Genomic DNA, 12,647 nt, shown 5'->3' on the forward strand with positions numbered 1-12,647 from the left:
TTTAAAAAATAAAAATCATGTTCGGAGACCTAATGGGAATGATGGGTAAACTTCAGGAAACCCAAAAGAAAATGGAAGCCACCAAGCAACGTCTTGACAGTGTTTTGGTTGACGAGAAAACCGGTGACGGATTATTGTCTGTCACGCTTACGGCCAACCGCAAAATAAAGTCGATACACATAGACGATTCGTTGCTCGCAGACAAGGAACAACTAGAGGATTACCTCATCCTTACACTCAACAAAGCCATCGAAAAAGCGACTTCTGTCAACGAGGCCGAACTTGGTGCGGTCGCAAAAGAAGGCATGCCGAATATTCCGGGGATGGATATGTTTCGATAGTGCTGAAGTGAAGGTGCTGAAGTGCAAAAGTTCAGTATCCGTTTCAGTTCAATACTATTATGTGCCGTCGGAATCACATATTACCAAATAAAAAAGCGAATCTCAATGGACTCGCTTTTAATTTTCTATACAAACTTAAGCACTTTCGCACCTTAGTACTTCAGCACTACAATTCCAACTTCTGCAAAGTCTCCACCACATACGAATGCATCACTTCTCTGTAATCAAGATGGGTCACGATGCGTAATTTGCCCTGTCCCATGCTACTGATGCTGATGTTTTTCTGCTTGAGCTTATCCAGGAAAACCGCTTCGTTTATCCGCGGACTTATCGTAAAGATCAAAATATTCGTCTCTACAGGCTCTACTTTATGCACCCAATTCTTTTGGCTTAGGATGTACGCCAGTTCCTTAGCACGGCGATGATCCTCGGCCAAACGCCCTACGTGATGCTGCAACGCATAGATTCCGGCCGCGGCCATATAACCGACCTGACGCATCCCGCCTCCTAAAATCTTACGGACACGCAACGCCTTGTTGATCGTTTCTTTGTCCGAAATCAAAAGCGAACCTATAGGCGCGCCGAGTCCTTTAGACAGACAGACCGAAATCGTATGGAACGTTTCGCCATACAATCTCGGATTCTCGCGTTTGGCTACCAAAGCGTTCCAGATGCGCGCACCGTCCAAATGGAATTTCAAATTGTGTTTGTCGCACACCTGACGGATCTTTTGCAATTCGGCAATATCGTAACACGCGCCTCCGCCTTTGTTCGTCGTATTTTCGACACAGACCAAAGACGTAAGCGGACTGTGGTAAAAATCGGGAGGATTGATCGCAGACTCGACCTGTTGCGAATTGATCATACCGCGATCGCCATCGAGCAGATTGCAAGAAACGCCGCTGTTGAACGAAACGCCTCCGCCTTCGTAATTGAAAACGTGGGCGTATTTATCGGCTATCAACTGTTCGCCGGGTTGGGTGTGCAGTTTTATCGCGGCTTGGTTGGCCATGGTTCCCGACGGAAAAAACAAAGCGTCTTCCATCCCAAAAATATTGGCCACCATGCGCTGGAGCGCGTTTACCGTCGGGTCTTGCTTGTATACGTCGTCGCCCACGTCGGCCTTGAACATGAATTCGAGCATCTCGGGCGTAGGTTTGGTGACGGTATCGCTGACCAGGTTTATTTCCATAAAAACAGATTCGTTGTTGCGCTGAAAAGCTATGCAAAATACGTCCAAAAAAAATCCTCACGAAACCGGAGGATTTAAAATTTTGGTAAAATTAGCGATTCTATCTACAATTGGCTGACGCCTTGACCGAAGTGATTTTTCCGTCACGGCTCGTAGTCTTGAGACATTCGCCGTCGCGGTTCATCCAAAGCTTATAGGTGTTGCCTCCGTCTTTGACGTCTTTGGTCTCGCTGAACCGGCGTTTCTTGAGCGTCGCATAAGCTTCGGTTGCGGTTCTTCCGACAAGATCGGCATTTCTCAAGTAAGCGGGTTGGGTTGGTTTAGGCTGTGGTTTCGGGTTTGGCTTCGGATGGTTGCCGTGATGCCTTCCGCAACTATTGCCATCAGAATCGACTATAGAAGTCACTTTGTCCGATACGATCGCCACGGTGATGCATCGGTTCGTTTTCCTGTTGTAAAACTGGTTCGTCGCGCGTCTACCTTCAATCATACGATCATAACCTTTCACTTTAAGCTGCGCCTGGACATAGTCGATCCTTTGGCCTATGAGCCGTTTGAATTCGGGCGAAGTCCTTTGGGCAGAAACAATTGTAGTGAAAAGCAAAAACAAGTAAACGGGTAAGATTCGGAGCATCCTGGTCATAAATAAAGGTATTTGAATTGAGTTTTAAAGATAGCCCAATTTTGTTTTTCAAAATAGTATTTTTGCACTTCAATTACCAAATTATGACCAATACCGAACAGGTTAAAGATATTGCCGAACGCGTGTCTGCTTTGCGCGGATATCTCGATATAGACAGAAAACAGATCGAAATCGCGAACGAGGAAGAAAAGACGCTCGCGCCCGACTTCTGGAACAACGCCAAAGAAGCCGAGGCTTTCGTGAAAGTACTGCGCGGCAAAAAGAAATGGGTAGAAGACTACGAGAAAGCGGTTTCCCTATCGGACGAGCTCACGCTTGCGATGGAATTTTACCGCGAAGGCGAACTTACCGAATCTGAACTCGACGAAGCTTACGAAAATGCCAATTCGCACGTAGAAAACATCGAATTGCGCAACATGCTTGCCGACGAAGGCGATTCGTTGAGTGCCGTATTGCAGATCACTTCGGGCGCAGGCGGAACCGAAAGTTGCGATTGGGCCAGCATGCTTATGCGTATGTATCTGATGTGGGCCGAGAAAAGCGGCTACAAAGTCAAGGAACTCAACTACCAGGAAGGCGATGTCGCGGGCATCAAGACCGTAACGCTTGAAATCGAAGGCGATTATTCGTTCGGTTACCTCAAAGGCGAAAACGGTGTGCATCGTTTGGTGCGCATCTCTCCTTTCGACAGTAATGCGAAGCGTCACACGTCTTTCGTTTCGGTTTACGTGTATCCGTTGGTAGACGATACGATCGAGATCGAGATCAATCCTGCCGATATCGAAATCACCACGGCACGTTCAAGCGGCGCCGGCGGACAGAACGTCAACAAGGTCGAAACCAAAGTACAGTTGTTGCACAAACCGACGGGCATCCAGATCCAATGTTCCGAAACGCGTTCGCAGCACGACAACCGTCAACGTGCGCTCCAGATGTTGAAATCGCAGTTGTACGAAATCGAACTCAAGAAACGCCTCGAGCAACGCGCCGACATCGAAGCCGGGAAAATGAAGATCGAATGGGGTTCGCAAATCAGGAACTATGTGCTTCATCCGTACAAACTAGTAAAAGACGTGCGTACTTCTTATGAAACCAGCGATACCGATGGCGTATTGAACGGAGAAATCGATGAGTTCCTGAAGGCGTATTTGATGATGATGGGACAGAAAGAGGAATAAGAAAAAACGACAAAAAGCGAATCCATATAGGTTCGCTTTTTGTTTTATTCCTGACTTGGAATTTCTCTCAAGGCTTTATTTTCCCTTGGACAGAATCGTCATAGGTCTCTCCTACCGCCGCGCCGTACAAGCGTTTGGCCAAAGCGACGAGCATGTTGTGCTTCGTGTCCCAGTAATAGCCTTCGGTCGGGACGATTTTCAATACGGTAATCCTCGGATCGTCCTTTCCTTCGGTGAACCAGGTTTTCATCGTGGCATCCCAAAGCTCGTCTATCATTTTAGCATCGCGCGAAATTTGGGCTTTTCCGTAAATCGAAAGAAAATCGCTGTAACTCGATCCCTGGAACAACAACTGTACCGACGGATCTTTTTCCAGTTCGATGTTCTTATGGCTGTCGTTGGCGCTCAGGAACCAGAAATTACCGTTTTCGTCTATCTTTTCGGGTGCCATCGGTCGGGCCGAAAAACTCCTTCCCGTCTCGATTTTGGTACACATGAAGCAAGATCCGGCTTTCGAGGCCATCGAACGGATTTTCTCTATCGCTTCGGGTCCGAACAAATCTTCATGATTGTCTTCGGGCTGATTTTTATTGATACTGTCCATAGTAGTTGTGTTTAATCGTTTGAGGTTTAAAGTTAAACATCGGTTCAGGCATCAGGCTTATAATATTGGCTGTGTTTGTTACAGCATTTCCGAAAAGGATTCCGAATCCTTATCTTTGGAAAAACCTAAATCTCATGAAACTTCGCTTCTTTTTCCCCATGCTCCTTTTATTGATGAACAACGTCCAAAGCCAGGCCGTAAAAGTGATGTCGTACAACATACGTGTCGATTTTGGCGGTGACGGAGAAAACAATTGGGAATTCCGACGCGATTTTTTGGCCGACCAGATTTCGTACAACAATCCGGATTTCATTGGAACACAAGAAGGAAAACTGCACCAGCTCAAGTACCTCGACAGCGCGCTCGTCGATCATGAATGGATCGGACGCGGACGCGACAATTCTGAAACCCAAGGCGAATACAGCGCGATTTTCTACAACAAGAAAAAATTCAAACTCATTTCACAAAATACTTTTTGGCTTTCGGAAACGCCCGATGTGCCCGAATCCAAAAGCTGGGAAACGGCTTATCCGAGAATCTGCACGTACGGGCTTTTTGAGGATCTCAAATCGAAAAAGAGATTTTATGTCGTCAACACCCATTTGGATCACATCAGCGAACCGGCGCGTGAGAACGGCACGAAACTTATCTTGGAACGCATCTCGAAACTCAACACCAAGCGGCTCCCTGTTATTTTGACAGGCGACTTCAACAGCGAAATGAGCAGCGGTGCTTATAAAACAATCGTTTCCCAAATGAACGACGCACGTAACATAAGCAAAACCAAGCCTTTCGGGCCATCGGGAACGTTCAGCGGATTCAAGTTCCACGAGCCGGTCACGTTGTTGATCGATTACATCTTCACGTCTAAAGGCAATATCGAAGTATTGAAATTCGCCGTGCTCAGCGATTCCAAGAACTGCAAATACCCTTCTGATCACTTACCTGTTTTGGCCGAACTGAAAATTTAAGATTATTTACAGTTTTTCTGTAAGACGAATACTTCAAATTGTAGTATCATTGCGCGAACCAAAACAAACATTTATGAATCGATTTTTCGCAATGCTATTGCTATTGCCATTTGCCTGTATAGCACAGGTCCGTTTTGAAAAAGGATATTTCATCGACAACCACGGCCAGAAAACAGAATGCCTAATCCGCAACAAAGGTTGGAAAAACAATCCCTCCACATTCGATTACAAATTATCGGAAAATGCCGAAATTCAACAGAGGGCAATGGAAATGACCTCGGAATTTGGCATCGAAAACGTCCTGCAGTATGTACGTGCAACTGTACCGATGGAACGTTCTTCTACCAAAATCAACAACCTGCAAAAAGACGCTCAGTACAAACTTGTCGAAGAAACACACTTTTTCAAACGCATTTTTGAAGGCAGTCATTCCCTTTATGTGTTTGAGGAAAGCGGATTGCTCAAGTTTTTTGACCGCAAACCGTCGGGAGAGTTCAACCAGTTGATTTACATAGAATACCTGGACACCAACCGCAACATAAGACATTACAACCAATACTACACACAATTGCTCAATGATTTCTCATGCCCGGATGCTACGTTGGAATCGTTCTCTAAACTTAAGTACACCGAATCCAGTCTTTTGGAATACTATCACAATACCGCAAATTGCAAAGGAGAAAAAACGGTTCAGGTAGAGAGAAAAACCGGAGAATTCCACATCAGGCCGTTTGTTGGGCTCAAGAGCATGAAAGTAAGTGCCGATGCGCTTTCGACACTTGTCCCGAATGCCGAAGTATCTGAGTTTGGTGCGGCTTACGGTCTCGAATTAGAATATTTGTTGCCTACGTTCCAGAAAAAATGGGCCGTATTGCTTTCGGTTGAGCACAACAAAATAGAAGGTGATTACGACTTACCCGATGGCAGCAATGGACAGGATCGCTACGTTACGTTGTCTTATTCGGCTATACAGATTCCTGTGGGAATGCGCTATTACATGCACCTGAACCACGATTTCAAACTTTTCGTCAATCCACTTTTCGTCGCCAATTTCGTCAAAGATGAAACTACGGCGAGCTATCATCCGGCCGGGACAGCCTCAAACAATCTGGTTGCCGAGAAAAATTCGTATAACTTTGCTGTCGGCGCAGGTCTCTCTTATAAGAAATTCAACGCCGAAATACGTTATTATACGTCACAAGGGCTTTTCGAATATGCCGATGGTGATTTTAACAAGATCTCATTTACGGTCAGTTACGCTATTTTCTGATGAAAAAACACATCGCCCTTTTACGCGGAATCAACGTCAGCGGTCAAAAACTGATAAAAATGGAAGTTTTGCGCAAGGCGATGCAGGAACTAGGATTACAGGATGTTTCCACTTATATACAAAGCGGGAACATCCTTTTCCAATCTGATGAAACCAATCCAAAAGTTCTTGAACACAAGATTAGCGGGAAAATAATGGAGGCTTTCGGTTTCGACGTTTCGGTCATCGTGGTTACGCCCGAAGATTTGGAAACGGCCGTTCGCGAAAATCCGTTTGCGGCAAAAACCACAGACGATTCCACACAACCCTATATCGGTTTCCTTTCCGAATCGCCATTGGCGGAAAACCACGAAATCTTGAAAGCGACCGATTTCAAAGGAGACGAATTCGCAATTATCGGCAAACGCATCTATCTATGGTATGCCGATTCTGCAGCGAACACCAAGCTCAACAATGCGGTGATTGAACGCAAACTCAAAGTGGTTTCCACGGCCAGGAATTGGAAAACCGTGCGCAAGCTCATCGAACTTTCCAAAGCATAAAAAAGCCGCTGTATTCGAGCGGCTTTTTTATATGTTATTCTATCAGATGAAAATCTTAAGGATGTAGTAGAAAATCCCCGCGATGACGGCCGACACGGGAATCGTAAGTATCCAAGCCCAAAGCAGGTTGATCGTCACGCCCCAGCGCACGGCAGAAATCCTTTTGGTGATTCCGACTCCGATGATACTTCCCGTAATGGTGTGTGTAGTCGAAACGGGAATACCCAAGTGTTCGGTCAAATACAATGTCGCAGCACCTGCAGTTTCGGCAGCTACTCCTTCAAGAGGCGTAACTTTGGTGATTTTGGAACCCATCGTCTTGACGATCTTCCAACCTCCGGACAAAGTTCCGAGACCGATCACGACGAAACTCGCAAGAGGCACCCACCACCAAAAACCGTCGTTTACGAACAATTTGAAACGCTCGGACGAATCCGCGGCAACGAAAGCCGCATCGCCCATATCGAGTTTATAACAAATTACGGCCGCTCCGATGATCCCCATGACTTTCTGGGCATCGTTGCCTCCGTGTCCCAAACTGAAAAGGGCCGATGATACGAGCTGCAGTTTCTTGAACCATTTTTCGGCTCTGTTCGGATTGGCCTTTCGGCACACGTTGAGAATCAGTACCGTTATAAAATAAGCCATGATCATACCGACCAGAGGCGCACAGAATATGAACAGGAACGTAGGGACGACTTTTGCGTAGTTGATCACGTCTATTTCCTTTCCGTCGACCATGTCGCTCAAGGCTCCGGCGTGCGCCAATGCCGCACCCATAAAGCCTCCGAGAAGCGTGTGTGACGAAGAAGAAGGGATTCCGAGTTTCCAGGTCGCCAAGTTCCAGATGATCGCGGCCACGAGTCCGGCGAGGATCACTTCGAGCGTAATGAAATGCTCGTCTACCGATTTGGCGATCGTGTTTCCGATCTTGAATTCCCCAATCCAGAATTTAGAGATGAAATAAGCCGCGAAGTTGAACATCGCCGCCCACAAAACCGCCTGAAATGGCGTGAGCACTTTGGTGGCCACGATGGTCGCGATCGAGTTGGCCGCGTCGTGGAAACCGTTGATGTAGTCGAAAATCAGCGCAAGTACGATGATGATGATCAGTAAGGTAAGATCCATGTGTCGGTTTACGTATTACTTAGGAGTGTTTTACCGCGATCTGCTCGATCACGTTGGCTACGCTCTTACACTTATCTGATGCCGATTCAAGAGCCGAAAGCACTTCTTTGTACTTGATGATGTTCTTGGCATCGGTCTCGTTCTCGAAAATGTCGGCTACGGCCTTGTCGAAAACCGTATCGGCCTTGCTTTCGAGTTTGTTTATTTTCTTGCACACATCGGCGATGCTGCGGTGGTTGTTCAAATCTTTGAGTTCCTTGATCCCGATTCCGATAAGCTGGCAAGCCTCAAGGTTGATTTCGGTGAGTTTGCGGATGGATTTCGTGATTTTCTCCACTTGGTACAAACGCATACGGCTCGCGGCACCGTGCATATAATCGGCAACGTTGTCGATGGCTTTTATCAGGGAATGGATATCTTCGCGGTCGAAAGGCGTGATGAAGTTCTTACTCAATTCGAGGTGTGTCTTGTGTGTGATTTCCTCGATACGGGCTTCCAGCTCCTCGATTTTGCGGAAATATTCCTCGCGTTGTTCTTTTGGTACATTTATGGCTTCGTGCAGCGCCTCGGCCAACAATATAAGACTGAATGAAGCTTGTTCGAACAGCGGGAAGAATTTCTTATCTTTTGGGACTAAAAACTGGAAAATGGAGTTAAGGTTCATTTAGCTGATTTTGATGGTGCAAAGGTAGACATCCAATGTTAAGAGAATATTAAGTTTAACAGGCCCGGGATGTACGGATTTCCTTGCGAATATTGCCATTTCAATCGTTTTCGTACTTTTGCCGACAACATTCAAACGCACAAACTTTACACATAAGACAACCCGATTTCACCCATGGATCTCACCTTCAACCAAAACGAAGACCACAATAAGCTTTTACTCTCTTCCCTTAAACAGAAATTCGCCAAAATCAAGCTCGGCGGAGGCGAAAAACGCATAGCGAAACTGCATTCCGAAGGCAAGATGACCGCTCGCGAACGCATCGATTATCTTTTGGACGACAAAGGTTCTTCGATCGAGATCGGCGCATTCGTCGGTGACGGCATGTATGCGGAACACGGCGGTTGTCCGTCTGGCGGTGTCGTCGTGAAAATCGGATACGTAAAAGGCAAACAGTGCGTGGTCGTGGCCAACGATGCCACGGTGAAAGCGGGCGCCTGGTTTCCGATTACCGGAAAGAAAAACCTGCGCGCACAGGAAATCGCGATGGAAAACCGTCTTCCAATCATTTATCTCGTAGACAGCGCAGGCGTTTATTTGCCTATGCAGGACGAGATTTTCCCCGATAAGGAACACTTCGGACGCATCTTCCGCAACAACGCGATCATGAGCAGCATGGGCATTACCCAGATCGCAGCCGTCATGGGCAGTTGTGTGGCCGGCGGCGCGTATTTGCCAATTATGTCGGACGAAGCACTTATCGTCGACAAGACCGGAAGTATTTTCCTGGCCGGAAGTTATCTCGTAAAAGCCGCCATAGGAGAAACCATAGACAACGAAACGCTCGGAGGCGCGACCACGCATTGCGAGATTTCGGGCGTGACCGATTACAAAGCCAAAGACGACAAGGACGCACTCGATACGATCAAAAATATCGTTTCCAAAATCGGCGATTACGACAAAGCCGGGTTCAACCGTGAAAAACCGCAAAAACCGGCCGCTGACGAAAAAGACATTTACGGGATCATTCCCAAATCGCGTTCGGAGCAATACGACATGATGGAAATCATCAAACGCTTGGTCGACAATTCCGAATTCGACGAATACAAAGCCGGTTACGGGCAAACCTTGATTACGGGATACGCCCGAATAGACGGTTGGGCTGTCGGCATCGTCGCCAACCAGCGCAAGGTCGTCAAATCGAAAAAAGGCGAAATGCAGTTCGGCGGCGTGATCTATTCGGATTCGGCAGATAAGGCCACGCGCTTCATCGCCAACTGCAACCAAAAGAAAATCCCACTCGTTTTCCTCCAGGACGTCACCGGATTTATGGTCGGTTCGAAATCGGAACACGGCGGAATCATCAAGGATGGCGCGAAAATGGTGAATGCGGTATCGAATTCGGTCGTTCCGAAATTTACCGTCGTCGTCGGAAATTCGTACGGAGCCGGAAATTACGCCATGTGCGGAAAAGCATACGATCCGCGCCTGATCTTCGCCTGGCCGAGCGCGGAACTTGCCGTCATGGGCGGAACGCAGGCTGCGAAAGTACTCATGCAGATCGAAGCCTCGGCTCTCAAAGCAAAAGGCGAAACCGTAGACGAAGCCAAAGAAACCGAACTTTTCAATAAAATCAAGGCGAGATACGACGAACAGGTTTCTCCCTATTACGCCGCGGCACGGCTTTGGACCGATGCGATCATCGATCCTTTAGAAACACGCACGTGGATTTCTATGGGAATCGAAGCGGCCAACCACGCTCCTATCGAGAAGAAATTCAATTTGGGCGTCATCCAAGTCTGAAAAATACATCATGGATTAAGCGCTATTTCTAATCGGGATAACGCTTTTTTTATTTTCTTGCAGTAGCAAATCGCACGCTATGAAAACAGTCTTCACCCTTATTTTGTCGGTTTTGTGGATGCAGGTCGGCCTGTCGCAAGAATCGGCGACCGCCATGGAAAAAGAAAAAGTGAAGGGCAAACTGTCGGTGTCGATGTTGCGCGAATTGAAATCATCGCTAAAGACGAACTACGGTAAAGACCTCGACAGCCTCAAGATACTTTCGATCTATTATTACCAACCGAAAGCGAACTGCCCGAATTCGGACGTTTATAAATTCATCAAACCCGAAAAGGAAGAGCCGAAAGACAAAAAATACCTCAAATCGGATTTGCTGTATTTGTGCTTCGAAAAGAACGTCGTGAGCAAATATGTCAAGAACGATATCGCAGCTTCTGTTTATAATGCTTTTTTTAGCGAGAACAGAGGTTGTGAAGGTTCGGTTACGGTCACTTCAGACGGAAATTACTTGTTGGTCAAAGACCCGTGCTTCCGTTTCCACACTCAACAAATTCATCGGGGAACTGCAAGCAAAACCGTGATTTCCCGTTTCGGTTGTAACATATCCCGATCTTCGTCCACTAATCACAAAAAACTACTTCCAAGATGAAAACAGCTGTTGCCGCTTTATTCATATCCGCTTTCACTTTTTCGGTTTCGGCCCAGGAAACCTTTACGCGCAAAGATTCGCTCCACGGCGGATTGCGTCCCGAACGCACGAGTTACGACGTTCAGCGCTACGATCTGGAAGTCAAGATAGATCCGGATGCCAAAACCATCGTCGGCCATAACGATATCACGTTCAAGACGGTCGAACCTACGAGCAAGATCCAAATCGACCTTTTCGAGAACATGAGCATCGACAGTATCGTGTTCGACAACAAAAAACTGCAATATAAACGCGACAATAACGCCGTTTTCGTGCAATTCCCGTCCGAATTGAAAAAAGGATCCGAGAATATCGTAAAATTCTATTATTCGGGAAAACCGATTGCCGCGCCAAGAGCGCCGTGGTCGGGAGGTTTTGACTGGAAAAAAGACAAGAACGGAAAGCATTTCATTGGCGTTGCGGTACAAGGAACGGGTGCGAGCTTGTGGTATCCGGTCAAGGATTCCCAAACTGACGAGCCCGACAAAGGCGCGACCGTAAAAGTTGCCGTCCCTAACGGTTTGATGGATGTTTCCAACGGGCGTTTCCTCGGCTCTAAGGATTTAGGCAACGGTTATACGCGATGGGACTGGGAAGTCAAGAATCCGATCAACACGTACGACATTACCGTGAACATTGGCGATTACGCACACATCCACGACAATTACAAAGGGTTGGATCTGGATTATTACGTGCTTAAATACAACGAGGAAAAAGCCAAACAACACTTCGAGGAAGTCAAGACAATGATGGATTGCTTCCAGTCTAAATTCGGGAAATATCCTTTTGCCGACGACGGATACAAACTCGTCGAAACACCTTATCTCGGTATGGAACACCAAAGCGCCGTCGCGTATGGCAACTGGTACCTCAAAGGGTATAGAGGAAGCGATTTGTCGGGCACGGGAATCGGTTTGACGTTCGATTACATCATCATCCATGAAACCGGGCACGAATGGTTCGGAAACAGCATCACGTCTCAGGACATAGCCGACATGTGGATCCACGAAGGCTTCACGATGTATACAGAAGCCGTATATGTAGAATGTACGTTGGGTTACGACAAGGCCGTACAGTATATGAATGGCATCAAGAACAACATCCACAACTACGATCCGATCATCGGGCATTTCGGCGTGAACCACGAAGGTTCGGGCGATATGTACCCGAAAGGTGCATGGTTGCTGCATACGATGCGTCACGTGGTCAACGACGATGCGAAATGGTGGAAAATGCTTTACGATTATTCCGAAAACTTCAAACACAAGATCATCACGACGCAAGATGTGGACGATTTCTTCAGCAAGCGTATGAACATGGACCTGACGCCGATTTTCAATCAATATCTGCGTACGACGAAAATCCCGGTACTCGCATTTTCACAGGAAAATGGCAAAATCTTCTATAAGTACGAAGACGTCGAACCCGATTTCGCGCTTCCGGTCGACATTGCGATCAACGGAAAAAATATCCGCATTACGCCTACTTCATCGAAACAACAGCTCGATACCAAAGCCAAACTTTCGGATATTAAAGTACGCACCGACCATTTCCTGATCAACACCAAGGGAATTTAAATTTTTCGCAATTTCTTACATGACATTTTAAATAGTTGTAAATTAG

13 protein-coding genes are annotated in these 12,647 nt (G+C 46.8%); 8 read left to right on the top strand and 5 right to left on the bottom strand.

The window, feature by feature from the left end; all coding sequences use genetic code 11:
- The first annotated feature begins 17 nt into the window (after nucleotides 1–17).
- A complete protein-coding gene (locus HZF10_RS03835) occupies nucleotides 18–341 on the top strand; it encodes a YbaB/EbfC family nucleoid-associated protein (protein ID WP_176004852.1) in 324 nt (107 codons plus the stop codon).
- 166 nt (nucleotides 342–507) lie between these two features.
- On the opposite strand, the gene HZF10_RS03840 is transcribed toward HZF10_RS03835, so the two are convergent.
- Together HZF10_RS03840 and HZF10_RS03845 are read right to left on the bottom strand one after the other, a co-directional pair.
- The gene (locus HZF10_RS03840; protein WP_176004853.1) at nucleotides 508–1,533 is read right to left on the bottom strand and encodes a threonine aldolase family protein; all 1,026 of its coding nucleotides are present in this window, start codon (nucleotides 1,531–1,533) and stop codon (nucleotides 508–510) included.
- A gap of 100 nt (nucleotides 1,534–1,633) precedes the next feature.
- Nucleotides 1,634–2,176 (bottom strand): hypothetical protein, encoded by a 543-nt coding sequence (locus HZF10_RS03845; RefSeq protein ID WP_176004854.1) that lies wholly within the window; start codon nucleotides 2,174–2,176, stop codon nucleotides 1,634–1,636.
- Between the two features lie 83 nt (nucleotides 2,177–2,259).
- Here HZF10_RS03845 and prfB point away from each other — a divergent pair, with 83 nt between their 5' ends.
- Nucleotides 2,260–3,354 carry a peptide chain release factor 2 gene (gene prfB / locus HZF10_RS03850; protein WP_176004855.1) on the top strand — a complete coding sequence of 365 codons (1,095 nt, stop codon included), beginning with the start codon at nucleotides 2,260–2,262 and terminating at the stop codon, nucleotides 3,352–3,354.
- 67 nt (nucleotides 3,355–3,421) lie between these two features.
- Here prfB and HZF10_RS03855 read toward each other — a convergent pair whose 3' ends face one another.
- Nucleotides 3,422–3,958, bottom strand: coding sequence for a pyridoxamine 5'-phosphate oxidase family protein (locus HZF10_RS03855; protein ID WP_176004856.1), 537 nt, complete (start codon nucleotides 3,956–3,958; stop codon nucleotides 3,422–3,424).
- Between the two features lie 134 nt (nucleotides 3,959–4,092).
- Here HZF10_RS03855 and HZF10_RS03860 point away from each other — a divergent pair, with 134 nt between their 5' ends.
- The 3 genes from HZF10_RS03860 to HZF10_RS03870 all read left to right on the top strand — a co-directional run bounded on the left by HZF10_RS03860 (nucleotide 4,093) and on the right by HZF10_RS03870 (nucleotide 6,741).
- A complete protein-coding gene (locus tag HZF10_RS03860; protein WP_176004857.1) occupies nucleotides 4,093–4,929 on the top strand; it encodes an endonuclease/exonuclease/phosphatase family protein in 837 nt (278 codons plus the stop codon).
- A 73-nt stretch (nucleotides 4,930–5,002) separates the two neighbouring features.
- Nucleotides 5,003–6,199: an outer membrane beta-barrel protein gene (locus HZF10_RS03865; RefSeq protein WP_176004858.1), complete on the top strand. Its 1,197-nt coding sequence runs from the start codon at nucleotides 5,003–5,005 to the stop codon at nucleotides 6,197–6,199.
- Entirely contained in the window at nucleotides 6,199–6,741 is a 543-nt protein-coding gene (locus tag HZF10_RS03870; protein WP_176004859.1) for a DUF1697 domain-containing protein, read from the top strand. Before HZF10_RS03865 ends, HZF10_RS03870 begins: the two co-directional genes overlap by 1 nt.
- 42 nt (nucleotides 6,742–6,783) lie before the next feature.
- Here HZF10_RS03870 and HZF10_RS03875 read toward each other — a convergent pair whose 3' ends face one another.
- Together HZF10_RS03875 and HZF10_RS03880 are read right to left on the bottom strand one after the other, a co-directional pair.
- Nucleotides 6,784–7,869, bottom strand: a complete 1,086-nt coding sequence (locus tag HZF10_RS03875) for an inorganic phosphate transporter (protein ID WP_176004860.1) — start codon at nucleotides 7,867–7,869, stop codon at nucleotides 6,784–6,786.
- 19 nt (nucleotides 7,870–7,888) lie between these two features.
- Complete coding sequence (locus HZF10_RS03880; protein WP_176004861.1) at nucleotides 7,889–8,533, bottom strand: DUF47 domain-containing protein; 645 nt, start codon at nucleotides 8,531–8,533, stop codon at nucleotides 7,889–7,891.
- A 174-nt stretch (nucleotides 8,534–8,707) separates the two neighbouring features.
- On the opposite strand from HZF10_RS03880, the gene HZF10_RS03885 reads away from it, so the two are divergent.
- From HZF10_RS03885 to HZF10_RS03895, 3 genes are all read left to right on the top strand, one after another.
- Nucleotides 8,708–10,336, top strand: a complete 1,629-nt coding sequence (locus HZF10_RS03885; protein ID WP_176004862.1) for an acyl-CoA carboxylase subunit beta — start codon at nucleotides 8,708–8,710, stop codon at nucleotides 10,334–10,336.
- A gap of 79 nt (nucleotides 10,337–10,415) precedes the next feature.
- Nucleotides 10,416–10,985, top strand: coding sequence for a hypothetical protein (locus tag HZF10_RS03890; RefSeq protein ID WP_176004863.1), 570 nt, complete (start codon nucleotides 10,416–10,418; stop codon nucleotides 10,983–10,985).
- On the top strand, nucleotides 10,982–12,601 hold the full coding sequence (locus HZF10_RS03895; protein ID WP_176004864.1) for a M1 family metallopeptidase: 1,620 nt from the start codon (nucleotides 10,982–10,984) through the stop codon (nucleotides 12,599–12,601). Before HZF10_RS03890 ends, HZF10_RS03895 begins: the two co-directional genes overlap by 4 nt.
- The last annotated feature ends 46 nt before the right edge of the window (nucleotides 12,602–12,647 follow it).

The sequence above is a fragment of the Flavobacterium agri genome, assembly GCF_013401995.1.
In the GTDB taxonomy this organism is placed as follows: domain Bacteria; phylum Bacteroidota; class Bacteroidia; order Flavobacteriales; family Flavobacteriaceae; genus Flavobacterium; species Flavobacterium agri.